The following is a 22973-nucleotide window of genomic DNA, read 5'->3' on the forward strand; positions in this document are numbered from 1 at the left end:
GTAGTCTAGGCCTTTCTGAGTCGCCAGGCATTTAATGTGACTGCCAGGGAAGATAAGGACATGCCGATACCCGCAATCCACGGATTGGCCCAACCCATCATCGCCGCCGGAATGGCCAAGAGGTTGTACACCAAGGCCCAAATCAAGTTTTCTTTAATAATCATTTGGGTTTTATCTGCCAGCAATAGGGACTTAGCTAAAGGCGCTAAGGAGCTCGCCGTCAAAATTGCATCCGCACCCGCAGTGGCGAGCGGCGCGCCTGCACCGACTGCAATCGAAACATCTGCTTTTGCTAATAGAGGTGCATCGTTAATGCCATCGCCAATCGCCCAAACAAAATGGCCTTCTTTTTGCAAACGCCCAATGTAGTGATATTTATCTTCTGGTGAGCAAGCGCCTTGGAAGTGATCAATCCCAACGTGATGAGCCCACCATGACACTGTTGCAGGATCATCTCCAGAAACCAAATGCACGGTGATCTTGCGAGATTTTGCGGCAGCTAATAATTTCTCAAGTCCCGCTCTCGGTGTATCTAAGAATAAAAAGCTTGCAATCAATCCTTTGTTATCAGCCAGATGCACTTGTCCATATTGCCCTTCTTGTGCAATCTGTTGAGCGCCTACCCATGCCGCACTTCCCAATCGGTATAAACCTGAGCTCAAGCCTTTACCCAATTGATTGATAACGGGCTCAGGTAAGTTTTTCAATGGGCAATTTTCAGTTTCAGCTGCACGCAATAATGAAAGTGCCAGAGGATGTTTTTGCCCAGCCTCCATCGATGCAGCAATACCAAGTACATCTTCTCTAGAAAACTCTGAGCGCGCAATCAGCACCTCTTTTAATTCTGGCTGCCCCATGGTGAGGGTGCCAGTCTTATCCAACACCAAGTCGGTAGCTTTGACTAAACCTTCTAGGACATGGCCGCGCACAATTAATAAACCCAATTTGGTTACCGCACCTTGGGCCGCAGCCATGGCGGTTGGGACAGCCAGCGATAAAGCGCATGGACAACTGGCAACGAGTACCGAGACTAAAACTGTCCATGCTCTACTGGGATCGAAATACCACCAAATTGCTGAAGATAGAAATGCTGCGATTAACAAGAAGCCAACAAAATATCCAGCCCATTTTTCTGCTAAACTGACCATGATGGGTTTAGCTTGTAACGCTTGGTCCAGTAATGAGGCAATGCCTGCGATACGAGTAGATTGACCAACTGCATCAATTCTCATGAGCATGGGATTCAAAATATTATGTGTACCTGCATACACACGATCACCAATCTTTTTATCAATGGGTTTTGATTCACCAGTCAGCAGTGACTCATCTAAAGCACTCTCACACTCAATCAAAATGCCATCGGCTGGGACCACATCACCAGGTGGAACACGAAGCACCTCACCAGGGTTGCAATTAATGACTGGAACAATCTCTACTTGCTGAGATGCGGGATAGTTCGGCACTCTCTCGCAGGTCGCAGGCAACTGTTTTGCTAAAGCCTCTGCACCACCCTGCGCATCTTGACGTGCTAATAACTCCACATAGCGTGCCGCTAAGATGAAGACGACAAACATGGTGATGGAGTCAAAGTAACCTTGGCCTGAGCCAGTGGCAAGGTTCATGGTACCCGCAGAAAATGCTAGAGCTAAGGCTAGGGCAATAGGGACGTCCATACCCAACACATGCGTCTGACGAAATGAGGCAATACTTCGCCATGCAGCCTGAAAAATTGGACCAGCTGAATAAACCATCACTGGAACAGTAAGAGCCCAACTAGTCCAACCTAGTAAGAGATCATACTCAGCGGTAATATCACTATCACCAACGTATGTTGGCCAGGCATACATCATGACTTGCATCATGCCTAATAAAGCAACTCCAAGTCGGGTGAGTAATTGACGACGTTCTTTCTTGGATTTTTCAATTGAGAGCGAAGGTTCAAATGGCCAAGCCTCATAACCAATGCGTTCCACTTCAAATAGCAAACGCGCTAAGCTCGTTTGCTCAGGAGAGAACTCTGCCTTGACCTTTTGACTTACGTAATTAATCTGCACATCTTTCACACCAGGAATGCGCCTGAGATGTTGCTCACATAACCACACACAAGCAGCACAGCGAATCTTCTCAAGTCGTAAAGTCGTTTCTAGATTACCCTCCTCACCACTGGATCGAGTGTATCTTCCCAACAAAGAGGGATCGTCATAAGGAGTAAGGCTCTCTGGAATTTCATTGGAAGCAAGGTAAGCGGCAGGCTTATCGCTTGACTGTGCACGACGTGCGTAGAACACTTCCAAACCTTCACCATGAATAGTTTGCGCAATTGCCATACAGCCAGCACAACAGAATTTTCTATTGATGCCACCTAACTCAATCTCATAAGAGTCGTTTGGAAGAATAAAACTTCCACAGTGATAGCAGCTATTAGTTGGCATGCTAGAGCTCATGAATGCGCCATTAATTGCGATTGAGGGACTAGCTTACCCAGCCATTACGGCGTTCATATAGAAGAACAAATAGAACACCCCAGATCACTATAGCGAAATATGCCCAAACCCAAGCAATTTGCGAGCTACGTGAACCCGTTAAATCAAGCACAAATCCAAAAATCGCCGGACCCAACAAGCCGCCACCAAAACCCATTAAAGAATGGAGACCCATTGCAGCACCTTTAATATTTTCTTGCGCACTCACCACCAAACCCGCAGTTAAAGTAGCAGAATCGGCCATAATAAAAATCGCGTGCCCCGTGGCCAAAGCAACAATTAACCACCAAGATTGTCCGGTTGATAGAGCCAGCGCCATACCAAATGCTGCACTAGTCAGCATGACAAAGAAGATCCATTTTTGACGCCCTATTCTCAAGGCAATCTCATTTCCCGTAATGGATGCTGGAACACCAAAAAAGTTAATGACACCAGCAAGGGTGGTAGCGGTTAAGAGAAAAGAGTCACCAGTCGTGATTGCACAGAAAGCAAAAAAGGCAACCAACCAACTACGAGAAGCAAATAATTCGATCGAATGTACGGTGCATCCAAAAATAAAGCCTGAAGCTGTTTTATCTTGTAAAACTAAGCGCCATTTATCAACCGGAAAAATATCGTGCAATCGAATATGAATAGGGCCGTGCCATTTTTCATGAGTGAGTGCAGGGATAAATATCAGCACAATCAATAATGCGGTAAATGGGCCTAAGGCAATGATTCCAAAAACATAACGCCAACCCAATCCATCCAATATCCAGCCAGAGCAAAGATATGAAAAGCCAGTACCAATACCAAAGAAAGCGGTATAAAAAGCAATGTGGCGACTCAATTCTCCAGTCTTAATACGATCAGAAAGAATCTTTAAGCCAGGCATATAGGTGCCCGCTAAACCAGCCCCATTAATCGCCATAAGATCAGGGCAGTCCAGAAGTTATAAGCAAGGATGCCCATGCCAAGCAATCCACAGGTGGCTAAAAGACCGCCTACAAGATAGACTTTTTTTGCGTCGACACGATCTGTCAACGCTGTTGCCAAAGGAACCATCAGCATATAGCCGAAAAAAAGCGCTCGCAATTAAACCCGATTGCAAATTACTGAGATGCCATTCGTCTTGCAATGTTGTTAACACGACAGCGTAGCAAGCGAAACCTAGCAGCGCGCAGGTTTGCGCCATGAGCATGAAGGGGGTGTAACCGGTAGGTTTAAAGCGCATAGGGCTTACTGCTGACTACGACCCGGTGAATCCTGGAAGCCATTCGAGCGGAAAGTGAGAACGAGAGTATCTCTATAGCCGTGAGACCCTAAGGGCTGAATGGGGGTGGATTCATGAATCATGCGTTCATCATTCATTAACAATAAAGACCAAGGCTCAGAAAGGGTAAATCTCAAACCAGCAGAACCATTCGCATCAAAGATGCGAGTCTCACCACCCTTAATATCAACCCGGTTGAGTAAAAAGACGGCTACAAAATCTACGCCATCGCGATGCGCACCTTCTGGTGTTGGTCGACCAATTCCATCAGTCGTATCAATCCGAAATTGGTATGCCTCAACAAACCAAGTATTCACCTGCTTAACGCCACTTAATATGTTGGCCAGTCCTAGCAAAAGAGATTGCCAGGCAGGATTATTTGTGAGCTGAGCCTGCGAGGGTTCAAACCAACGCTCGATACCTCCATGCAAGGCGTTGTAGTCAACAGACTGCCAATGGGCGCGATGCGGTACTATGGTCAGACTATCGCCCTTCATCTCGAAGCTTGAATGGCGTCGAAAGCGGTAGCGCCCCCATCCTTTAGATAAGGATCGCGTGGCAAACCTTCCCAAAACTGGTTGAGACTTAAGAGCTGCTCTAGATCCACATGCGCTATTTTCGCCACATCCTGTGAGGACAGGACTGCATAACCCTGCTCTCGCAAAGATTGGGGCAATTCTTTAACGGGAGTCAGCGGGGGCAACAGGCTTGAGAGATTCATGGGTTTATTTTAGGCGTTTAGCAATCAACTTAGGAATGCAAATTCAAACGGCTACGCACCTCTCCTACATGCCCCTTTAAGTCGTATAGCTCTTTTGCGTCCAGCATAGAAACCTTGATATTGCCTACCCTTCTCTCAATATCCGTTAATTCCTTAAAGTTCTTTTCCATCAGGTCTGGATTAGCAGCGTTTTTCCCTATCACCTTCAGCTCTTCATAAACTCTAGATAATTTGAGTCGTAATAACAAGTTCTTGGCTGCAGGAATATACGTAAACAAGGGAATAAAAATCACCAACAGAGGGATGACGATTTTTGCGAATCGCCCAATCCAGATTGCAGTCCAGAAAGGCAAATGGCGATGCAATAAAGAAGGTCCATCTTTTAAATAGATTTCTGCATCCACATGCAAAGGAAAATCAAGACCGGTGCCCGATGGAAACTCTCCTGGCTTTTGTAAATAGGCATAGGATTTCAGAATATCATAAGTATCGCCAAGCAATAATGTCGCCAAAGCAGGACTAATGTCTTCCTTGCCCACTAAAGTAGCTGTTGCTGCTAATACCTGAATATCTTGGCGTGGCAAGTCATACTCAATACTTACCACTCCACGCGGCACTGTTACCTTAGAAAGAAATGGGAATAAATGAACATAAGCTTCAGTCTGCTCAAAACTCATTAAGCGGATGCCGGGAGTTTCATAAAAATTTTTAAGTAAAGGTGCCTCAGCAGCGCTCACCAAAAAAATGGCGTCTAACCCCCCCTTTTTTTGAACTTTTCTAATGCCTCCAGCAGCTTGAGCTTTTCAGCGTGGATATCGTTCATACCGATTCCGCTTGCCTCGAGCAATTTCGAGGCTAAATTTAAGGTACCACTTCCTTCATTGCCGATGGAGACGCGCTTGCCTTTCAGCTGGCTCAGCAGACCCAAACGTCCAGACTCATTAGGAAAACTAGCCTCTCGATACCAAACCCATACAGGCTCATAAAACAGCCCTGCAATAGAAACCAGGTTGGGATGTTGAGATAAATCTGCCACTCCACCTTGAACCATTGCAAAATCGACACCTGAATGCGGATCATTTAATAAGGCCAAGTTATCACTTGTGCCACCAGTAGTTCTCAAGCGCAGAGAAATTCTTTCCTCAGCAAGCTCTTTCTGAAGTCTTTCACCAAACTGCTGATACAAGCCAGTAGGAAATCCTGTTGCCAATTCGATGGACCTAGGTGGTGGTGGCACCAAAACCCACAAGGTAGCAAAAAGTGTCGCCACTAGCACTAAAAAGGCTACGCCAAATGCGATAGGGTTATAGATATTTTTACGTATGAAGTCCATAAGAATTCTTCTTGTTTTTGCCATTATGCCCCGAGCCCATAGATCAAGAGCGGAATGAATTCATCTGGATTCATTTAGGATAAGATGAATGTTTTCAAAGAATCCTTAGGATCGAAATGAACTCAAACCTCAATAAGGTAGCTCTGGTTACAGGAGTTGGAACGGGTATCGGCAAGGCGGCTGCAAAAGCGCTGCTCAAGGGCGGCTTTCAAGTTGTCTTAACTGGCAGAAACCTTGAGAAGCTGAATAAAGCTATTCAAGATATTGGCGGGAATAGCCAAAACTGCTTAGCTCTTGCCTGCGACGTGGGTAGGCCAGAACAAGTAAAGCAGTTATTTTCAGAGATTCAAAAACACTTTGGCCGCATTGATGTGCTCTTTAATAATGCGGGTATGGGTGCTCCAGCAATCCCGATGGAAGAAATCAGCTACGAACAATGGATGAACGTGGTCAATGCCAACCTTTGCGGGGCTTTTCTTTGCTCGCAAGAAGCAATTCGCATGATGAAGGCACAATCACCTCAAGGTGGCCGCATCATCAACAATGGTTCCATCTCAGCACATGCGCCACGCCCAATGTCTGCTCCTTACTCATCTACCAAGCATGCCATCACTGGACTAACTAAGTCCATTGCCCTAGATGGTCGGCCGTTTAATATTACCTGCGGTCAAATCGATATTGGTAATGCGGGTACTGAAATGACTATCCCTATGGCTGCCGGAATTTTGCAAGCCGATGGCTCAAAGAAGGCTGAGCCATTAATGGACGTCGTGGATCATGTTGGGCAAGCCGTACTGCACATGGCTCAACTGCCTCCAGAGAGCAACATTCTGACGATGACCATCATGGCAAGCAATATGCCATTTGTTGGACGAGGCTAATTAAGGTCTAACCTGATCGATCAACAAGCGGGCATCTGTCGTGCCCACTTTGATAGTTTGTGCAGAAGAAATCAGGTCGCCAGATTCTGGCATTGCCATACCCGTTTTGGAAATACGCACCTCAACTGATACCTCAGGTAATTGAGAGATCAAGGCATTTGGGCTCATTGCCAAAGCATCATTTAAAACAAAGCTTACTGGGAATGTAGTCACTGGGGTTTTAAGAACTGCTACTGGCATACGTTCACCAGGCTTACGAGCAATCACCATCAAAGTATCACCCGCCTTGACTTTAGATTGCAGTGCGGAGGATATTCCCACTCGCCCACTCACCCCTCGATTATTGATTGCTGGTGTAGTAGCAGGTGCTAGCCCACCCTTGCTGCGTGCTTCAGCAATAGAACCGGCAATTGCACGCGCCTCATCTGTTTCAGGGGGCAATTGCTTTTCTAGTTTTTCCCAAGACTGCACTGCGACTTTGTAGTTTTGCGCATTAAAAGCTGCAGTTCCAGAAAGCCACAAGGCCAATAAATTACTTGGATCCAGCGTCAAAGCTTTATTGAGTAATTACTGTGGTTTACCAGCGAAGTTACCATTCGCATTAGCTGCTAATACATCGGCATAGTCAGCCAATAGCTGTGGATCAGCGTCCACAAAAGAGCCTGCACGAGCATAGGCTTTTGCGGCCTCAGCATTCCGACCCAAAATTCGGTAGGAGCGCGCTAGCATGGCCCAGCCCTTTAGGTTGTCAGGCTCTCTCTATCTTGGCAGCAAACTCAGCCACCATCTTTTCAACAGCCTCTTGAGTCATTGGCTGCTCAGCACTCTTTTCAGCAATTCGAGTGGCGTCACCAAGATAGAAATAAAAACCCGCTGAAAGCACCGCTACAAACAGACAAATCCCAACAATAGTTTTCTTTGAGGAACCCAATACAGCGAGATCATCCGCCTCATCCGTATCTTGAAAAAGGCGTTGACGCATTTCTGCATGAGCTTGCTCATAATTATCAGCATCAACCCTGCCCGCCAAACAATCAGCTTCGAGCTTATCGAGCTCCTCCCGATAAATAGCGGCATTCATCTGACGACGAGAAGTTTCCGACTCTTTGGCCGGGAAAAATAATGGGCGTAGCAATAACACCAAGACCAAGATCAACAAAAGGAGAGCGGATATTAAAAAACTAGTCATGTGCATTTTCTGTTGAACTGGATTTTGTATCCCGAAGTAATGCATCAATACGACGATTGTCCTCTGCGGACAGCGTAGTACTTGGCACATTTTGATTTCTGCGGCGTAGATAAATCAATAGACCAATAATGCCAGCAAGCAAAATCACAAAAGGGCCAATCCATAAAAGCCAAGTGATCGGCTTTACAGGTGGGCGATATAAGACAAAGTCGCCGTAGCGCTCCACCATAAATTCCCGAATTTGTTTGTCGGTTTTACCTTCGCCAATCAAAATCCGAATTTCTTTACGCAAATCATTCGCTAAATCAGATCGTGATCCCGCAAGGGATTCATTCTGGCAAACCAAGCAACGCATTTCTTCTGAAATGGTAATGAGGCGCTGCTCGGTAACTGGATCATCCGCAAGCGGGGTTGCATCTTTAGCTAAAGCAACATTCATCGTGCAAGCAATCACAATACTTGTAAAAGTCGATAGGATTAGCCTATGCAATATCACTTGAGCTCACCCAATAGAGGAATAATCTTCTTGTTCAATAGCTCCATTGTGATTGGGCCGATATGCTTGAACCGAATCACCCCGGCCTTATCAATAACATATGTCTCTGGAACACCATACACACCATAGTCAATACCAACGCGGCCGTTAGCATCAAAGGCAGATAAAACGTAGGGATTGCCTTGGCGAGCAAGCATCGCCATCGCATCCTCACGCTTGTCTTTGTAATCCAAGCCAATAATCGGCGCAACACCCAACTTACCTAACTCAACCAAAACGGGATGCTCTTCACGGCAAGCAACACACCAAGAAGCCCATACATTCAAAATCCAAGGCTGACCTTTCATGCTATCTGGCGAAAAGGTTTTTTGGGAATCAGCCAATTGAGGCAATTCAAAAGCCGGGGCTTGCTTACCAATCAGTGGCGAAGGTATTTCATGTGGATCGCGATTCAAGCCTATCGCTAAAAATCCAACCAAAATTACAAACAAGAAAAGTGGAATTATAAACTTGGCTTTCATGCTGCTGCCTTGCGTAATTTCATACGATAGCGCTTATCGGACATTGCCAAAACGCCACCCAGAGCCATTAATAGACAACCACCCCAAATCCAATCGACAAAAGGCTTGCAATAGACGCGTACAGCCCATGCTTTATCTTCGAGCTCTTCACCCAAGGAGACATAGATATCTCTAGTGAGGCCTGCATCAATTGCAGCCTCAGTCATTGGCATAGTTGAAGAAAAGTAGCTTCGTTTTTCTGGGTACATCGTAGCTTCCAACTTGCCATTACGAGAAAGCAAGAAAGTGCCTCGCATTGCGTTGTAGTTTGGGCCAGGCACAGTGGCAACGCTTTGAAGTTGAATTTGGTAACCACCAACACTGACACTTTCACCAGGAAGCATGCGTACGTCCTTTTCTTCTTGGTACGCACCCACCATGGTAACGCCAATAACGAACACTGCTATCCCTAGATGCGCTACCTGCATGCCAATAAAGGAGCGGGTAGGCTTACCTGCTTTTGCCTGACGAATGATCTGCAAAACACCTGAGGAGATCACCCAGAATGCTAATAAGAAACCAAGGCTACTGAGCCAAGTAAATTCACCCATGATGAAGGGAATCAAAGCGGCAGCAATCACCGCCACTAGAGCTGCAATCCATAAGCGCCTAATGACATCCACAAGATTGGAGTTCTTCCAATTGGTCCAGGGCCCAATTCCCATTAAGACCAGCAAAGGAATCATGATGGGCACAAATACGCTATTGAAGTATGGAGGACCTACTGAGATCTTTCCCAGGTGGAGAGCAATCAGCAAGGGATAGAGCGTACCCAAGAGCACTGATGCGGCCGATACCACCAAGAAAACATTGCCGAGCAAAATAAAGGTTTCGCGGGAGGTGAAAGTGAACTTACCACCCAGCGTACTTTTGGGAGCGCGCCAAGCGTAGAGAGTTAAAGAAGAGCCCACTACCAGTACCAAGAAAATCAAAATAAAGATGCCGCGCTTAGGGTCAGTTGCAAATGCATGTACTGAAGTGAGCACTCCAGAGCGCACTAAGAATGTTCCTAAGAGTGAAAGCGAGAAAGCCGTAATTGCCAACAGCACTGTCCAACTCTTAAATCCACCACGCTTCTCAGTAACCGCAAGCGAATGCAGCAAAGCAGTGCCAACTAACCAGGGAATGAATGAGGCATTCTCAACAGGATCCCAGAACCACCAGCCACCCCAACCCAACTCGTAATAAGCCCACCAAGAGCCTAGTGCAATACCCAGAGTTAAAAATACCCAGGCAGCCGTTGTCCAAGGGCGTGACCAGCGCGCCCAAGCAGCATCAAGGCGACCAGATAATAAAGAAGCAATTGCAAATGCAAACGCTACTGAAAAGCCAACATAACCCATATACAACATGGGTGGATGAAATACCAATCCTGGATCTTGTAAGAGCGGATTAAGTGATCGCCCCTCCTGAGCAGCTGGCAACAATCGCTCAAAGGGGTTAGAAGTTAAAAGAACAAATAAGAGTAGTCCCGTGATGACCAAGCCCAATACACCAATGACACGAGCCACCATAAACTCATCCAAGGCTTTGGAAAGTTGGGCCACTAAAAATGTCCAAGTCGATAGCAAGAAAACCCACAACAATAGAGAGCCTTCATGACCACCCCAGACCGCACCCAAACGGTAGATGACTGGCATTTGTGAATTGGAATGATCTGCAACATAGAGCACAGAAAAATCATTCCTATAAAAGCTCCACGCCAAGATGACAAAGGCAATAGCGAGCAATAAGAAAACGGTTTGCGCAGCTGGCCTAGCTAACAAAATCCACTCACGGCGACTTTGATGTGCACCGACTAATGGAAGAATTCCCTGAAGAATGGCAACACATAAAGCGAGGATTAACGCGTAATGCCCAAACTCAGGAATCATTGTTTATTTCCATTTTTTTGAGCCTGCTCCAAAGCATGCTTGGCCTCTGGTGGCATGTAGTTCTCATCATGCTTAGCCAGCACTTCGCTAGCAACAAATTGTCCATCCGGATTTAGGTGACCTTGAATAACCGCACCCTTTCCTTCTTTAAATAAATCCGGAAGAATGCCTGTATAGGCAACAGGAATATCTTTCGCCATATCGGTAATCACAAAGTGGACAGTCAAACCATCTCGCTTGACTGATCCATCTTTGACCATACCGCCAATCCGAAAGACTTGACCAGCGGGTGACTTACCAGCAGCAACTTCGCTTGGGATGACATACAAAGCGATATTGCTATTTAGCGCATTCAAAATTAATACTGCCGCGATGCCAATCGCAATGAGTGCGCCAACAATAATGGCGGCCCGTTTATGTCTTGGTTTCACTTGCCGCCCTTTTGATCAAACCATTCCGCCATCACTTCACGCTGAAATCTTCGCACAATAAGCTTGTGTCGCGCCCGAACAGCCAAGGGCTCAAGCAAGAGCACTAAGGCACAAACGCCAAAGCTACTCCATACATAGAGCGCATAACCCTCCATTGCAAAGAATTCAGCCGGACTATTCCACATCAACGCTTTACCTCGTTTAATTGCTTAACCCAGTCAGTATGGGCCTCGCGCTCCAAAATGATGGCGCGCACACGCATTAACCCTACTGCGATTGAGTACATCCAGAAGCATAAAGCCATTAATAACATTCCCCACAGCATGGTCTGGGCCATGGCCGGAGCCTTAGTTAGGGAAACAGAGGCACCTTGATGCAAGGTATTCCACCATTTCACTGAAAAATAAATGATGGGGACATTGACTACGCCAACTAAAGCCAAAATTGCACCTGCTTTATCAGCACGGCGAACATTATCAATCGATGCTTGCAGGGCGATAAATCCAAGGTATAGAAAAAGCAGAATTAACTCGGAAGTTAAGCGTGCATCCCATACCCACCATGCGCCCCACATGGGTTTACCCCAGAAGGCTCCAGTCCATAGAGATAAAAAAGCCATCCAAGCACCAATTGGTGCAAGCGCCTGAGCCATCATGGCCGACAAACGCGCATTAAATATCAAGCCTAATCCAGCCCAAGCAGCCATCACTAAGTAGATGAACATCGACATCCAAGAGGCAGGTACGTGAACAAAAATAATGCGATAACCCTGACCTTGAACAGCATCTACCGGTGCCACAAAAAAACTGACCCACAATCCAGCAAGACCAAAAATAACCGTTAGCGCCCAAAACCAAGGAATCATTTTTCCAGCGAGTGGATAAAAGGTGCTCGGGCTCGAGAATTTGAACCAGTTAATGATGCGACTAGAAGATGGATTGTTTACATTACTCATTCGATAGCAATCTTTACTGCAATAGCACTGACCCAGGGGATAAATGCTAATGCCAAAATCAATAAGGCGCCCAATAGGGAGAAATGTCCCGTGATATCAAGCCCTACGCTGCTGGCGTACACAGCACCAGCACCAAAAATCAATACAGGAATATACAGCGGCAGAATCAGCAGGCTCATTAAAACGCTGCCACCCCTTACCCCTAGAGTTAAAGCAGCTCCAATCGAACCCACTAAAGATAAAACTGGTGTCCCCAACAATAAAGATGCCATTAATACCTGCAAAGACTGAGCATCTAAATCAAACTGAATTCCAATCACCGGCGCCAGCAAGACCAAAGGCAGTCCGCATACCAACCAATGGGCAAGCACTTTGCCAAACACCGCTACTGTAAAGGAATTCGGGGACAAGGCCAATTGCTCTAGAGTGCCATCCGCGTAGTCAGCCGAGAACATCCGCTGCAAACCAAGTAATGTAGAAAGCAAGGCAGCAACCCAAATGACGCCGGGCGCAATTTTTCTTAGTAAAGCAGTATCAACTCCGATTCCCAATGGGAACAGGCTGGTTACGATGACAAAGAAAAATAATGCAGTTAAGACCTCGCTCTTGCGACGCATCACTAGCAATAGATCACAATGAACAATGGCTACAAAGTCGTTCATAGATCTAACACTCGCAGACCAGGAATAGATAGGGGTTGATGACTTGTGAGCACCACCAAACCATTGCGCTCAAGATGATCTGCTATCAACCCTAGCAGCTCCTGGGCTGCATGAGTATCTAGGGCATTAAAAGGTTCATCCAAAATCCAAACTTGCGCCCGTCGCGTCACCATGCGAGCCATCAAGACACGCTTTTTTTGACCTGCAGACAAGCAATTGACAGGCAGATCTTCGCGTCCCTTCAGACCAAATCGCCATAGGGAGGCAAATGCATCTTGATCAGAAAGCAAGATGCCGTCAATCGCGGCATACATGCGCAAATTTTCAAGAGCGCTGAGATCTTCTTTCAAGGCATCGCGATGACCTAAAAATAAGAGCTTGCTGTGATACTCCGATGCCACTTCTTTGATGGAATGGCCATTCCATAAGATGCCACCAGACTCAGGGGAAGCTAAGCCGGTTAGTAAACGCAAAAGGCTGGTCTTACCAACCCCATTCTCACCCCGAATATGGAGGCACTGACCAGTAAGCAGCTGAAAATTCAATCCTGAAAACAACGTCCGCTCGCCTCGCACGCAAGCAATCTCCCGAGCTTCAAGAGCTGTATTTGGAGATGCTGGGAAGGAAGAATAAGTGGCTGTCATCGGAAGAAATGGCTTGAATCAAGCCACCTCAGGCATTGTCCAAGACCCACCAGGGACTGTCAAACGACCTAAAACAGCAATCGGAGAATAAATCTCTTTTAATTCAATCGCTTAGCTAATTATAGAGGCTATTCAAGCAGAATAGGCGCCCAGAACACCTAGGATTGCCTATGGCAAAGCGCCTTATTTCCAAAAAATAGCCAGTTTTTGGGGTCCAGGGCCCTGAATGAGTAAAGACTTCTTCTGGATGCTTCCCTGATAAGAGGCTTCGATCTGATATTGACCAGCAGTCAAATTAATCAACATATAGGGTCCATCGGCCTGTGCATCGAAAATCACTTGATTCTTTGTATTTAGCACTTTGATCTTTGCGCCAAAAATCCAAACGCCACGACCATTTTCCAATTGCGACAACTCAAGCAATAAAGGCCATTGCTTTGACTCTGTCAAGATCGCTTCTGATTCTCCCTCGCCAACCCCGCCAGAGATATAAGAGATTCCTTGGGAATATTGGGTGTCTGGTATTTGTGCAAACACCATTGAAGAAAACGCGAGACATGCTGCAGAAAGAATCAATCGGGCATTGAATTTCATGTGAGCCTCATTTCATTAGCGTAAGTGCTTACAACTTATTTTACAGCTAAGTGGAATGTTCAAGTAAGTTAAAGGGCAAGTAAAAAGCCCCGCGCAAGCGGGGCTTTTCAACAAACTGATTTAACCAAGCCAATATGCGGTAACCCACATTAAGGAATCATGATGATTGCACCCGAGACTTTTCGTCCTTCGGCTGCTTTATGTGCTTCAGCAGCTTGTTCAAGCGTGAACTTGGCACCAATTTGCACCTTCACTCGACCCTGTGCAATCGCATCAAACACCGCACGAGCATTTTCTTGAAGCAGTTCTGAAGTAGCGTTATGCGGAAATACAGAAGGTCTGGTTAAAAAGAGGCAGCCTTTCTTATTCAGAATCTCCGGCTGAATCTCTGGGGCTGGGCCTGAGGTAGCACCAAATAAGGCAACCATGCCAAATGGTGCAGCACAATCGAGCGATCCCAAGAATGTCGTTTTAGCAACCGAGTCATAAACCACATTCGCTTTACGTCCACCTGTTGCCTTGATCACTTCTTCCACCCAATTTGGGTTGGAATAATCCACCACAGCATCGCATCCCGCTTCCTTAGCTGCTGAAAACTTGGCTTGAGAGCCAACAGTGCCAACAACAAAAGCACCTAATGATTTTGCCCAGCCAGCCAAGATTTGACCAACACCACCGGCAGCAGCATGAACTAGTACGACATCGCCAGATTTCACCTGATATGTTTTCTGAATTAAGTACTGTGCAGTCATTGCCTTAAAGAACACCGCTGCAGCGACTTCATCGGATACGTTGCCTGGCACTGAGACCAACTTATCTGCTGCGACATTACGTGCGCTCGCATAAGCACCAATACCAGCATTGATATACATCACACGATCACCGATTTTGAATCGAGTGACACCTTCACCAAGCGCCTCAACTACTCCAACCGCTTCATGACCTAAGCCTGTTGGCAGCTCGAGTGGATAATAACCAGAGCGCTGATAGACATCAATAAAGTTAAAACCAATCGCAGTTTGACGAAGCTGAACTTCCCCTTTTCCTGGAGCTGGAAGCTCTTTATCAATTAACTGAATCACATCAGCATTGCCGAGTTCTGAAAGACTAACAATTCGAGCAGTTGTCACAAGTCACCTTATTATTTTTATAGAAAAAATTGTCTTACCGCAACAGCAGAAGAGACAAGCTCTTCATCCTCAACAACAGCCCAGGTGCTATCTCCGAGCTTTTTGACCGCCATAGAATAAGTCCAGGAATCAGGAATACCGCAACTCCATTGATCTGGGCCATTCTGAATCAGTACATTGGCACCAATGCGGCCATCAAAATACAGATGATATGTTTTGCCATGCAGAGGGTTAAAACTGAATTTGGCACTATGAACCATCTCAGTGGCATCTAATCGCGCTTGAAGCGAGCGCGCTTGCTTCATTAATACTTCAGCCTGCTCCATAATGCGATCGTATTCGAGCTTGGCATTTTGACGAGCAACATTGACTGCCTTGTCTTTTTCTTCCAAGACTTTAATCGGCGCAAACACAGGCGCGCCCACCTCCATAGGATATTCAATGCCGGCATGCCGTGCTGGATCGGTGTCTTCTATTCTCATGGCTTAATTAACCCACTGATTTATATAGCGAAAGTGTGACACAAATTCACAAAATGCGTTGCTGCCGCTTACAGAGAAAATAAGTCGACTATAGGGAGCTTAAATCCTTCAGAAGCCCTTTGGCATGCAGCTGGATTTCGTGCTGATCAGCATCGCTAATACGGGATAAGTTGGCAGTCATGAGTCTGATCCGAGGGCTAACCTCAAACTGCTGACGATGCTTTATTAAGAAACTCCAATAGAGGTTGGTCATCGGGCAAGCGCCTTCCCCAAACCGGACATCAGGCTTATATTGGCAAGAGTCGCAATAGTTGCTCATTCTCTTAATGTAGGCGCCACTCGCAATATAGGGCTTGCTGGTAAAGCGACCGCCACTCGCAAATAAGGCCATGCCCGCCGTATTAGGCAACTCCACCCACTCAATCGCATCGATATAAATAGCCAGATACCAATCACACACCTCTTTTGGCAGAATTTCTGCGAGCAAGGCAAAGTTACCCGTCACCATCAAGCGCTGAATATGATGAGCATAGCCATACTGCAAAGTCTGCCCTATCGCCTCTTGCATACATTTCATATTCGTTTTACCAGTCCAATACCAATTGGGTGATGGATTGCGATGGTCGTAAAAATTATCCTCAGCCATTTGGGGCATATCAAGGTAGTACATGCCGCGCACAAATTCTCGCCAACCTAGAATCTGACGAATAAAGCCTTCTACTGTCGCCAACTCCAAGTCATCTTTTTTCCAAGCCAGTAAAACGGCATTAATAACTTCTCTGGGGTTGAATAACTTTAAATTCAGCGAACTCGATAGTAGGGAATGCCAACCAAAAGGTGTATCTGTCCACATCGCATCTTCATAGATACCGAAGGTCGCTAAGCGGTGCTCAACAAATCCCTCGAATGCTTGGAGTGCTTGTTGGCGAGTCACCGGCCACTGAAAGTGAGCCAGCGATCCAGGGTGATCCGAGTAACGCTCTTCTACTTCAATCAATACGGCTTTAGTAATCGCATCTGGTTCAAATAATTCTGGAGGCGGAATAAGGCCTGGCCCCTTCTTAGGGAAGGGTTTGCGATTATCTCGATCGAAGTTCCACTGCCCACCCTCTGGATTGCCTTCTTTATCAACCAGGATGTTGTGGGTCTTGCGCATGAGTCGATAGAAATACTCCAAACGCAACTCTTTTTTGCCTGCAACCCAGTTAGAAAATTCATGGCGTGAACAATAGAAATGGGGATCCTCCTGCATCTCTAACTCAATACCTAATTCAGAGGTTAATGTTTCAATCTCACACTTGAGTCGATACTCCCCAGGCTCAAGACAAACTAAATGAGTGCAGTTATCTTTTTTCAGAATTTCCCGCAATGTGTCAGCAATCGATTTGGGGGATTGCTTGATATATTGCAGCGGTATACCAAGCCCCTCTAACTCCTTAGCGAAGTGACGCATAGCCGACAAAAACAAAGCAATTTTTGCCTTATGGGACCAAACATACTGAGCCTCATCCGCAGACTCAATCATGACTACCTGATCAGCCTGAGGATTGAGATTTTTTAATACCGGACTATTAATATCTAGCTGATCACCCAGAATGAGAACAAGCTTCTTCAAATATGTTTCCTCGCCAATCGCCGGGCTTAGCGCTTATAAAAGCTCAAGGTAACCTCACCAAGATCAATTCCAAATTTACTCATCTTGGCTTTATTCAGCATGGCCTTGGGTGTGACAAGGTACATCCAATCGTTAAATTGCACGTGATAAATTGTGCCGTCTACTGGCAATGCCAAGGTGTAAGCCCAGTTAAGGGCATTACCCGCTGATTCACCCAACGCATCACCCACCACATCATCTGCCCTGCCAATATATTTACCAGGAGCAGTTTCAGTCAAAGTCCAGATACGTTTTTGCTTAGTGCCATCGGAATATTTAAAGCTTTCATCGAGGGTGCCCACTTTTTTACCATCAACAACTTTCCACTGTGCCACCAAGAGAACCGTAAATCGCTTTTTAACTTCGCCGCTTCGATCGGTAAAAATTCCATAGGCATCTATGGTGCCATTAAAGTATTCACTCAGATCTAAATTGGGTTTCTCATTAGCGTACTGCGTTACCGAAGGTGAAGAACAGCCAAATAGACCGAATGCAATCAAGCAAGCACCCAAGCACTTTGAAACGACATGAATCTTGCGCATTAACATGCTCCTGAAATGAGTGGTGGTGGGCAGCCCCGTCCCAAGAGTTCTGTCCTGAGTTTTGGGACACTTGTTTTTGAGTCCAACCAAATGCCAAAAAAGGCTTTCGCAAAATCAGCACCCTGAATTTGCGATAGCTTCCTGCCCTCATAAAAGAAGCTGGTGCCCTGCCTAGGAATATAAACAGCAGCAATAGTCTGGCCAGGCTCCACGTTAGGGAGAATGCCTGCCAGCTCCTTACCCCAAGATGTTGCTTGGGCATCGGAAACACCCAAGCTTTTCATTTCATCAGCCGTACGGTTGGCAATTGCCTCACCTGAGAATGCCCTCTGATACTTCAGCTCGAGTGCGAACTCTTGAGAATCCTTAGCGGCACCACGATATAGATTGGCATCATAAACATGAAAGCCCCAAAAGTTGAGTCTGCCCAGCCCCTGCAATTGGGTTTGACCCATCATACTTTTAATATGCGGCGGCTCTTTAGCGAAACTCACAGGAGTAGCTGCGCCAAGGGCTAAGGTGATTACCAATATACGAGAGAGCTTCATATCCTTATGCCTTTCTATTCACCAGTCGCAAAGCAAGCGGTCCCAGTAGAGCTGAAATGGCATGGCGATGCTTTGCGAAGAATCGATAGCCCATATTCCAAATCGGCTTGAGTGTTGGCCTAGAAAATAGCCATGCCAATTTAGGAAGATTGGCCCGGCTATAGGCCGCTGAAAATACCTCTACTCCTTGGATCAGCTCTCCATCATCATATTGGGCGCACATAGAAGCCAAAGCTTGGTCGCAAGAGACACCAACACGATCAGGGGCATATTGCTCCGAATTAATATCCACGAAGCTGAGCAAGCCTGCTTGATTACGTCCAGAAAGAAACTGAATTTCTGCCTGGCATAAAGGGCACAGTCCGTCATAGAACATGGTCAGCTTTTTCATGATGCCGATTTTTGCTTGTACTGAGTTGCGCAGTAAGCGCGGTTTACCAATTTACTGCGTAGGGCGAGATGCTTAGTTGCTCTGCCAGTCACCCTCTTACGCCACAATTCAAAGGAGTTGCGTTTCAGCTGCTTTCTCATCAAAGCAATCACTTGGGGCTCTGAATACCCAAAAGTAAGTTCGATAGCATCAAAAGGCGTGCGATCCTCCCAGGCCATCTCAATCAACCTTGAGAGGTCCGCTTCTGAAAGCGTCTGGGGTAGTCGTGATGTCATCGAGCAAGTTTAAGACTTATTCAATAAACTGGCTGAGACCTCCTTCAATTACCCTATTCATGCCATTACTTCCAAATTCCTTCCGCGCACTCGTGATTGGCTCATCCGGAACCATCGGCTCTGCCTTCATGGAATTGCTGGAACAGCATCCCGCATGCACGAAAGTAATAGGCATACATCGAAACTCTGCCAATCCGATTGATTACCAAGATCTCAACACCATTGAAGAGGCAGCAAAAGCTCTTTCAGGAGAGGCGCCTTTTCAGCTGATCATCAATACCATCGGCATATTGCACTCTCCTGATTGGATGCCAGAAAAGAAACTAGATGATCTCAATGCCGAGCAATTGCAGCTGTTGATGCAAATGAACGCCATTGGTCCTGGATTAACTATCAAGCACTTTTCTAAGTTACTGGATCCAGCCAACTCGGTTATGGCAACGCTCTCTGCAAAGGTTGGGAGCATTGAAGACAATCGTCTCGGCGGCTGGTATAGCTACCGCGCCTCTAAGGCAGCACTCAATATGCTGATCAAGACGGCATCGATTGAATTCTCCAGAACTAAACCCAACACTGCACTTGTGGCACTTCACCCGGGGACAGTGAATTCTCGCTTATCAAAACCGTTTAAGGGCGAGCAAATTGGTAGACCTCCTTTGGATGCCGCCAACGATATGTTGAATGTTCTTCTCTCGCTCAACAAAGAAGATTCTGGAAGCTTCATCACCTACTCTGGCGAGAGACTGCCTTGGTAGGCAGCTCCCTTATTTAACTCCCCATCACGGAAAATATTTATGCAACACGATGCATCTTTGAATGTTTTAGGCCAACCACTGGTTCCCTGTTCTTTTGATCCTTTGACGGGATTTTTTCGAGATAGTTGCTGCAAAACCAATGAACAAGATCTCGGCAGTCATTTGGCCTGCGCAATCGTTAGCAATGACTTTTTGCAATTTAGCCTGAAGCGCGGCAACGATCTGATTACTCCAAGACCGGAGTACCAGTTTCCAGGGCTCATTGCAGGTGATCAGTGGTGCCTATGCCTCAATCGCTGGATCGAAGCTCTGGAAGCTAACTGCGCGCCAATGATTAAGCTAGAGAGCACCCACATCAAAGCTTTAGAGAAAGTCTCTCTAGAAGTGCTCGAGCAATATGCGGCAGTGGAACAGCTATAAGACCCGGCTAAGACGAGAGCCAAAGCTTGCGGTAGATTTCTTTTGGATCGTGATCCTGAGTTTGCTTGGCCACATTGAAAGGTCTACCACCTCTAGGGTCAGTGCCGCGCCCAGCGATATAGAGCCAATTACCTTGATTGCTGTAAACGTCATAGTCTATTAATTGAGACTCAAACCATGCAGCACCTGCACGCCAGTCACCCTGCATGTCAGATATCCAGTAACTAGCCACAATCTGACGCATCCGATTGGAGAGGTAGCCACTCTGATGCAGCTCGCGCATCCCTGCGTCCACTAAAGGAGTGCCGGTGTTGCCTGTGCGCCACTGCTCAAAGCTGGGCGCATAGGATGGCTTTACGGGCACACCAGTTAAACCACTGGCGCGATATAACTTCTGACCGTACTTAAAGTGAATAAAGCGGAAATAATCTCTCCACAGTAATTCAAACCAAAGCCAATAAGTACCATCATTAGCACCATAGCGATTTTCATAATCGCTTAATTGCGCCGCAATATCCCGCGCTGAAATACAACCTAAGGCAAGCCATGCTGAAAACTTACTGGAGTAATCCATACCAATCAGTTGATTGCGAGTCTCCTTATAGCTATCAGGCAAACGCCGCTCTAGATATTGCTTCAAATGGGTCTGGGCATGACTAGCCCCTCCCACAAAATACGGATGTGAAGCTGATTGAGTGCTAGAAGGTGCTACTGAGCGCTGAGGCAAAGACCCTGGTAGCAAAGGAATCTTCTTGGGCGCATTGATGGGCTGTGCAAACTTGAGCCCTGCCCGCTCGACCTCACGTCTAAATGCCGTAAATACATCGGGCATGTTTTCTAAAGCAAATGGCAAGTCTTGTGACTCCAACATACTCGATTGCCAGAACTCCTGAACCTCAACTCCCTGCTCTTGCAAAATTCGTACTTGCTCTATTTCTTCAGGTGCTTCAATTTGCTCGCAATAAATTGCTGTTGCAGCAGTATCCTGAACTAGCCGCAACAATATCTCTGTCGACTTGCCAGCCAACTCGAATAGATCTGATCCCTGGGCTTGTAGCTGAGCCTTTAGGTCATCGAATGCGGCTGGCAAGAAGGCTTTTCGATGCAGCCCTTGTCACTCAAAACCATAAACCATGTCTTGCTCTTTGGAATCATGGATGTACACCAGCAAAAGAGAATCCGCATTTAAGCAAGCTTGTGCAAATGCTGGGTTATCTGCCAATCGCAAGTCATTTCGAAACCAGTAAATTAAGGTGCGCATCGATTACACCTCAGCCTTACTGCCGGACTTTTTGGAGCGGCAGGCATCAGAGCAATATTTGACCTCATCCCAATTTTTGGCCCACGACTTACGCCACGTCATCTCCTTGCCGCAGACCAGGCAGGTCTTACTGGGCAAAAATGATTTATTCCCCTTAAAACCTGCTTTTTCAGATCGAGCCATGCCTACCTATAGAAATCGAATAGACTATTCAACACAATTAAAAGTCAAATGAAAACAAGATTGCTTTGAAAGCTTTTTATACCGACCACTATGTTTTACCACTTCCACTGGGACACCGCTTTCCGATGGAAAAGTACAGCCAGCTGCGCGACCTAGTTGCACAACTAGAGGGCATCGAGCTCGTAGAGGCACCTGCTGTTACCGATACACAAATTCTGTATGCACACGACCCTAGCTATCTCATGAAAGTGATTGCGGGGGATTTAAGCACGAAGGAGCAACAGGAGATTGGTTTTCCTTGGAGCGAAAAAATGGTGGAGCGATCACGTCGCTCTGCTGGTGCTACTGTGGCAGCGGCAAAGGCGGCGCTAGATGAAGGTTTGGCGGCAAATCTAGCGGGCGGCACCCACCACGCCTATCGGAATATGGGTAGTGGATTTTGCGTATTTAATGACTCCGCGATTGCAGTGAGAGTCTTACAAAAAGAAGTGAGCTCAACACTGAAAGTAGCCATCGTCGATTTAGATGTACATCAAGGAAATGGCACAGCATCTATTCTTCAACATGACAAATCCATCTTCACGCTATCGATTCATGGTGAAAATAATTTCCCATTTACTAAAGAGCAGAGTGATCTAGATATTGGCCTGCCCAATGGATGTGAAGATGAGGATTACCTCAAAGCTTTAGATCAGGGATTAGAGATGCTAGATACATTTAAACCTGACTTCATCATTTATCTAGCTGGTGCAGATCCCCATGAAGGGGATAGGCTAGGAAAGTTAAATATCAGCAAAGCGGGCATGCTGTCCATCAATAGATGGTTAGCAAAAACTGATCGATCGCATCCGCATTCTTAAAGAGAATAATTTGATATTGATATTGATCTTGATATCCCGCACCAATGCCCTCACCGGTTTTCATGGCTTGCATAAAAATAGGTTCTGGACGGCACTTATCAAATAAAGCACCCTCACCCCCTAGCTAGTACTAATAAGACTACATTGACATTAGTAGTGCTAAAGACCGCATATCCTGGAGCGGTCTCTATATCTTTCTTAATCGCAGGGTTTTGCTTAATGAGAGCAGCCAAACCCACCTTAGACATTTCGAGTGTTGCCTCTCTTTTCTGCGCAATCTCTTGAGCAGTTAAAGGCTTTCCATCGGCACCTGTCGACTGGCAGCCAGATAGCATCACCAAGCTAAATGCCATGCATAAGGCTGGAGATCCTTAATTTATAGACCTTATATCAGTTT

The 22973-nt window shown here is 46.3% G+C and carries 30 protein-coding genes and 2 pseudogenes; 4 read left to right on the plus strand and 28 right to left on the minus strand.

The features are described from left to right. Positions 1 to 5 precede the first annotated feature (5 nt). The 6 genes and pseudogenes from DXE44_RS07155 to DXE44_RS10740 all read right to left on the minus strand — a co-directional run bounded on the left by DXE44_RS07155 (position 6) and on the right by DXE44_RS10740 (position 5789). Positions 6 to 2444 (minus strand): heavy metal translocating P-type ATPase, encoded by a 2439-nt coding sequence (locus DXE44_RS07155; protein WP_231970612.1) that lies wholly within the window; start codon positions 2442 to 2444, stop codon positions 6 to 8. Positions 2445 to 2472: 28 nt separating this feature from the next. After that, entirely contained in the window at positions 2473 to 3393 is a 921-nt protein-coding gene (locus DXE44_RS07160; RefSeq protein WP_197712861.1) for an MFS transporter, read from the minus strand. Next, positions 3369 to 3533 carry a hypothetical protein gene (locus DXE44_RS10390; RefSeq protein WP_197712862.1) on the minus strand — a complete coding sequence of 55 codons (165 nt, stop codon included), beginning with the start codon at positions 3531 to 3533 and terminating at the stop codon, positions 3369 to 3371. Before DXE44_RS10390 ends, DXE44_RS07160 begins: the two co-directional genes overlap by 25 nt. A gap of 168 nt (positions 3534 to 3701) precedes the next feature. Beyond that, a pseudogene (locus DXE44_RS07165) lies at positions 3702 to 4456 on the minus strand (2OG-Fe dioxygenase family protein). A 29-nt stretch (positions 4457 to 4485) separates the two neighbouring features. After that, a complete protein-coding gene (locus DXE44_RS10735; protein ID WP_231970613.1) occupies positions 4486 to 5193 on the minus strand; it encodes a type 2 periplasmic-binding domain-containing protein in 708 nt (235 codons plus the stop codon). Positions 5194 to 5207: 14 nt separating this feature from the next. Continuing rightward, positions 5208 to 5789: a TAXI family TRAP transporter solute-binding subunit gene (locus DXE44_RS10740; protein ID WP_231970614.1), complete on the minus strand. Its 582-nt coding sequence runs from the start codon at positions 5787 to 5789 to the stop codon at positions 5208 to 5210. 116 nt (positions 5790 to 5905) lie between these two features. Here DXE44_RS10740 and DXE44_RS07175 point away from each other — a divergent pair, with 116 nt between their 5' ends. Then, the gene (locus DXE44_RS07175; RefSeq protein WP_114653821.1) at positions 5906 to 6670 is read left to right on the plus strand and encodes an SDR family oxidoreductase; all 765 of its coding nucleotides are present in this window, start codon (positions 5906 to 5908) and stop codon (positions 6668 to 6670) included. On the opposite strand, the gene DXE44_RS10745 is transcribed toward DXE44_RS07175, so the two are convergent. The 19 genes from DXE44_RS10745 to DXE44_RS07260 all read right to left on the minus strand — a co-directional run bounded on the left by DXE44_RS10745 (position 6671) and on the right by DXE44_RS07260 (position 19097). After that, positions 6671 to 7222, minus strand: coding sequence for a tetratricopeptide repeat protein (locus tag DXE44_RS10745; RefSeq protein WP_231970615.1), 552 nt, complete (start codon positions 7220 to 7222; stop codon positions 6671 to 6673). 15 nt (positions 7223 to 7237) lie between these two features. Next, entirely contained in the window at positions 7238 to 7399 is a 162-nt protein-coding gene (locus DXE44_RS10750) for a hypothetical protein (protein ID WP_231970616.1), read from the minus strand. A 19-nt stretch (positions 7400 to 7418) separates the two neighbouring features. Then, positions 7419 to 7859, minus strand: coding sequence for a c-type cytochrome biogenesis protein CcmI (gene ccmI / locus DXE44_RS10755; protein ID WP_231970617.1), 441 nt, complete (start codon positions 7857 to 7859; stop codon positions 7419 to 7421). After that, positions 7852 to 8298 carry a cytochrome c-type biogenesis protein gene (locus tag DXE44_RS07185; protein WP_114654390.1) on the minus strand — a complete coding sequence of 149 codons (447 nt, stop codon included), beginning with the start codon at positions 8296 to 8298 and terminating at the stop codon, positions 7852 to 7854. The genes ccmI and DXE44_RS07185 overlap by 8 nt, the downstream gene beginning before the upstream one ends. A 53-nt stretch (positions 8299 to 8351) precedes the next feature. Continuing rightward, positions 8352 to 8876 carry a DsbE family thiol:disulfide interchange protein gene (locus tag DXE44_RS07190; RefSeq protein WP_114653824.1) on the minus strand — a complete coding sequence of 175 codons (525 nt, stop codon included), beginning with the start codon at positions 8874 to 8876 and terminating at the stop codon, positions 8352 to 8354. Continuing rightward, positions 8873 to 10789: a heme lyase CcmF/NrfE family subunit gene (locus DXE44_RS07195; RefSeq protein WP_114653826.1), complete on the minus strand. Its 1917-nt coding sequence runs from the start codon at positions 10787 to 10789 to the stop codon at positions 8873 to 8875. The genes DXE44_RS07190 and DXE44_RS07195 overlap by 4 nt, the downstream gene beginning before the upstream one ends. Beyond that, on the minus strand, positions 10786 to 11220 hold the full coding sequence (ccmE, locus tag DXE44_RS07200) for a cytochrome c maturation protein CcmE (RefSeq protein ID WP_114653828.1): 435 nt from the start codon (positions 11218 to 11220) through the stop codon (positions 10786 to 10788). Before ccmE ends, DXE44_RS07195 begins: the two co-directional genes overlap by 4 nt. Next, positions 11217 to 11405, minus strand: a complete 189-nt coding sequence (gene ccmD / locus DXE44_RS07205; protein ID WP_114653830.1) for a heme exporter protein CcmD — start codon at positions 11403 to 11405, stop codon at positions 11217 to 11219. The genes ccmE and ccmD overlap by 4 nt, the downstream gene beginning before the upstream one ends. Then, positions 11405 to 12175 (minus strand): heme ABC transporter permease CcmC, encoded by a 771-nt coding sequence (gene ccmC, locus DXE44_RS07210; protein WP_174221125.1) that lies wholly within the window; start codon positions 12173 to 12175, stop codon positions 11405 to 11407. Before ccmC ends, ccmD begins: the two co-directional genes overlap by 1 nt. Beyond that, positions 12172 to 12837, minus strand: coding sequence for a heme exporter protein CcmB (gene ccmB / locus DXE44_RS07215; RefSeq protein ID WP_114653831.1), 666 nt, complete (start codon positions 12835 to 12837; stop codon positions 12172 to 12174). The genes ccmC and ccmB overlap by 4 nt, the downstream gene beginning before the upstream one ends. Further along, complete coding sequence (gene ccmA, locus DXE44_RS07220) at positions 12834 to 13481, minus strand: cytochrome c biogenesis heme-transporting ATPase CcmA (protein ID WP_114653833.1); 648 nt, start codon at positions 13479 to 13481, stop codon at positions 12834 to 12836. Before ccmA ends, ccmB begins: the two co-directional genes overlap by 4 nt. 183 nt (positions 13482 to 13664) lie before the next feature. After that, complete coding sequence (locus DXE44_RS07225; protein ID WP_114653835.1) at positions 13665 to 14075, minus strand: carboxypeptidase-like regulatory domain-containing protein; 411 nt, start codon at positions 14073 to 14075, stop codon at positions 13665 to 13667. Positions 14076 to 14224: 149 nt separating this feature from the next. Beyond that, the gene (locus DXE44_RS07230) at positions 14225 to 15205 is read right to left on the minus strand and encodes a quinone oxidoreductase family protein (RefSeq protein WP_114653837.1); all 981 of its coding nucleotides are present in this window, start codon (positions 15203 to 15205) and stop codon (positions 14225 to 14227) included. A 17-nt stretch (positions 15206 to 15222) separates the two neighbouring features. Next, on the minus strand, positions 15223 to 15687 hold the full coding sequence (locus tag DXE44_RS07235; RefSeq protein WP_114653839.1) for a DUF2452 domain-containing protein: 465 nt from the start codon (positions 15685 to 15687) through the stop codon (positions 15223 to 15225). Between the two features lie 88 nt (positions 15688 to 15775). After that, the gene (locus DXE44_RS07240) at positions 15776 to 17302 is read right to left on the minus strand and encodes a cryptochrome/photolyase family protein (RefSeq protein WP_114653841.1); all 1527 of its coding nucleotides are present in this window, start codon (positions 17300 to 17302) and stop codon (positions 15776 to 15778) included. Positions 17303 to 17328: 26 nt separating this feature from the next. Further along, entirely contained in the window at positions 17329 to 17883 is a 555-nt protein-coding gene (locus tag DXE44_RS07245; protein ID WP_114653843.1) for a DUF3833 domain-containing protein, read from the minus strand. Then, complete coding sequence (locus DXE44_RS07250; protein ID WP_114653845.1) at positions 17883 to 18431, minus strand: chalcone isomerase family protein; 549 nt, start codon at positions 18429 to 18431, stop codon at positions 17883 to 17885. Before DXE44_RS07250 ends, DXE44_RS07245 begins: the two co-directional genes overlap by 1 nt. Before the next feature lie 4 nt (positions 18432 to 18435). Continuing rightward, positions 18436 to 18822 carry a thiol-disulfide oxidoreductase DCC family protein gene (locus DXE44_RS07255; RefSeq protein WP_197712863.1) on the minus strand — a complete coding sequence of 129 codons (387 nt, stop codon included), beginning with the start codon at positions 18820 to 18822 and terminating at the stop codon, positions 18436 to 18438. Further along, on the minus strand, positions 18819 to 19097 hold the full coding sequence (locus tag DXE44_RS07260; protein WP_114653847.1) for a TIGR03643 family protein: 279 nt from the start codon (positions 19095 to 19097) through the stop codon (positions 18819 to 18821). The genes DXE44_RS07255 and DXE44_RS07260 overlap by 4 nt, the downstream gene beginning before the upstream one ends. 59 nt (positions 19098 to 19156) lie before the next feature. On the opposite strand from DXE44_RS07260, the gene DXE44_RS07265 reads away from it, so the two are divergent. After that, positions 19157 to 19852: an SDR family NAD(P)-dependent oxidoreductase gene (locus tag DXE44_RS07265; RefSeq protein ID WP_114653849.1), complete on the plus strand. Its 696-nt coding sequence runs from the start codon at positions 19157 to 19159 to the stop codon at positions 19850 to 19852. A gap of 39 nt (positions 19853 to 19891) precedes the next feature. Further along, positions 19892 to 20272: a DUF2237 family protein gene (locus DXE44_RS07270; RefSeq protein WP_114653851.1), complete on the plus strand. Its 381-nt coding sequence runs from the start codon at positions 19892 to 19894 to the stop codon at positions 20270 to 20272. A 7-nt stretch (positions 20273 to 20279) separates the two neighbouring features. Here the strand turns inward: DXE44_RS07270 and DXE44_RS07275 are convergent. Beyond that, a pseudogene (locus DXE44_RS07275) lies at positions 20280 to 21533 on the minus strand (DASH family cryptochrome). Positions 21534 to 21536: 3 nt separating this feature from the next. Beyond that, positions 21537 to 21716: a DUF2256 domain-containing protein gene (locus DXE44_RS11420; RefSeq protein ID WP_114653853.1), complete on the minus strand. Its 180-nt coding sequence runs from the start codon at positions 21714 to 21716 to the stop codon at positions 21537 to 21539. A gap of 65 nt (positions 21717 to 21781) precedes the next feature. On the opposite strand from DXE44_RS11420, the gene DXE44_RS07285 reads away from it, so the two are divergent. Then, complete coding sequence (locus DXE44_RS07285; RefSeq protein ID WP_174221126.1) at positions 21782 to 22576, plus strand: histone deacetylase family protein; 795 nt, start codon at positions 21782 to 21784, stop codon at positions 22574 to 22576. A 113-nt stretch (positions 22577 to 22689) separates the two neighbouring features. Here DXE44_RS07285 and DXE44_RS07290 read toward each other — a convergent pair whose 3' ends face one another. Further along, positions 22690 to 22929: a hypothetical protein gene (locus DXE44_RS07290; RefSeq protein WP_114653854.1), complete on the minus strand. Its 240-nt coding sequence runs from the start codon at positions 22927 to 22929 to the stop codon at positions 22690 to 22692. Between the last annotated feature and the right edge of the window lie 44 nt (positions 22930 to 22973).

It is taken from the genome of Polynucleobacter necessarius (assembly GCF_900095175.1).
Lineage (GTDB): Bacteria > Pseudomonadota > Gammaproteobacteria > Burkholderiales > Burkholderiaceae > Polynucleobacter > Polynucleobacter necessarius_I.

What these genes read in the sequence shown, in the direction of transcription:
- ccmA (WP_114653833.1), bottom strand. Translation starts at nt 13,481, where the DNA reads ATGACAGCCACTTATTCTTCCTTCCCAGCATCTCCAAATACAGCTCTT.
- DXE44_RS07185 (WP_114654390.1), bottom strand. Translation starts at nt 8,298, where the DNA reads ATGAATGTTGCTTTAGCTAAAGATGCAACCCCGCTTGCGGATGATCCA.
- DXE44_RS07255 (WP_197712863.1), bottom strand. Translation starts at nt 18,822, where the DNA reads ATGAAAAAGCTGACCATGTTCTATGACGGACTGTGCCCTTTATGCCAG.
- DXE44_RS07155 (WP_231970612.1), bottom strand. Translation starts at nt 2,444, where the DNA reads ATGAGCTCTAGCATGCCAACTAATAGCTGCTATCACTGTGGAAGTTTT.
- DXE44_RS07260 (WP_114653847.1), bottom strand. Translation starts at nt 19,097, where the DNA reads ATGACATCACGACTACCCCAGACGCTTTCAGAAGCGGACCTCTCAAGG.
- DXE44_RS10750 (WP_231970616.1), bottom strand. Translation starts at nt 7,399, where the DNA reads ATGCTAGCGCGCTCCTACCGAATTTTGGGTCGGAATGCTGAGGCCGCA.
- DXE44_RS07270 (WP_114653851.1), top strand. Translation starts at nt 19,892, where the DNA reads ATGCAACACGATGCATCTTTGAATGTTTTAGGCCAACCACTGGTTCCC.
- DXE44_RS07190 (WP_114653824.1), bottom strand. Translation starts at nt 8,876, where the DNA reads ATGAAAGCCAAGTTTATAATTCCACTTTTCTTGTTTGTAATTTTGGTT.
- ccmI (WP_231970617.1), bottom strand. Translation starts at nt 7,859, where the DNA reads ATGACTAGTTTTTTAATATCCGCTCTCCTTTTGTTGATCTTGGTCTTG.
- DXE44_RS07225 (WP_114653835.1), bottom strand. Translation starts at nt 14,075, where the DNA reads ATGAAATTCAATGCCCGATTGATTCTTTCTGCAGCATGTCTCGCGTTT.
- DXE44_RS07290 (WP_114653854.1), bottom strand. Translation starts at nt 22,929, where the DNA reads ATGGCATTTAGCTTGGTGATGCTATCTGGCTGCCAGTCGACAGGTGCC.
- ccmC (WP_174221125.1), bottom strand. Translation starts at nt 12,175, where the DNA reads ATGAGTAATGTAAACAATCCATCTTCTAGTCGCATCATTAACTGGTTC.
- DXE44_RS10740 (WP_231970614.1), bottom strand. Translation starts at nt 5,789, where the DNA reads ATGGACTTCATACGTAAAAATATCTATAACCCTATCGCATTTGGCGTA.
- DXE44_RS11420 (WP_114653853.1), bottom strand. Translation starts at nt 21,716, where the DNA reads ATGGCTCGATCTGAAAAAGCAGGTTTTAAGGGGAATAAATCATTTTTG.
- DXE44_RS07160 (WP_197712861.1), bottom strand. Translation starts at nt 3,393, where the DNA reads ATGGCGATTAATGGGGCTGGTTTAGCGGGCACCTATATGCCTGGCTTA.
- ccmD (WP_114653830.1), bottom strand. Translation starts at nt 11,405, where the DNA reads ATGTGGAATAGTCCGGCTGAATTCTTTGCAATGGAGGGTTATGCGCTC.
- DXE44_RS07245 (WP_114653843.1), bottom strand. Translation starts at nt 17,883, where the DNA reads ATGCGCAAGATTCATGTCGTTTCAAAGTGCTTGGGTGCTTGCTTGATT.
- DXE44_RS07265 (WP_114653849.1), top strand. Translation starts at nt 19,157, where the DNA reads ATGCCATTACTTCCAAATTCCTTCCGCGCACTCGTGATTGGCTCATCC.
- DXE44_RS07250 (WP_114653845.1), bottom strand. Translation starts at nt 18,431, where the DNA reads ATGAAGCTCTCTCGTATATTGGTAATCACCTTAGCCCTTGGCGCAGCT.
- ccmB (WP_114653831.1), bottom strand. Translation starts at nt 12,837, where the DNA reads ATGAACGACTTTGTAGCCATTGTTCATTGTGATCTATTGCTAGTGATG.
- DXE44_RS07235 (WP_114653839.1), bottom strand. Translation starts at nt 15,687, where the DNA reads ATGAGAATAGAAGACACCGATCCAGCACGGCATGCCGGCATTGAATAT.
- DXE44_RS07175 (WP_114653821.1), top strand. Translation starts at nt 5,906, where the DNA reads ATGAACTCAAACCTCAATAAGGTAGCTCTGGTTACAGGAGTTGGAACG.
- DXE44_RS07195 (WP_114653826.1), bottom strand. Translation starts at nt 10,789, where the DNA reads ATGATTCCTGAGTTTGGGCATTACGCGTTAATCCTCGCTTTATGTGTT.
- DXE44_RS10390 (WP_197712862.1), bottom strand. Translation starts at nt 3,533, where the DNA reads ATGCTGATGGTTCCTTTGGCAACAGCGTTGACAGATCGTGTCGACGCA.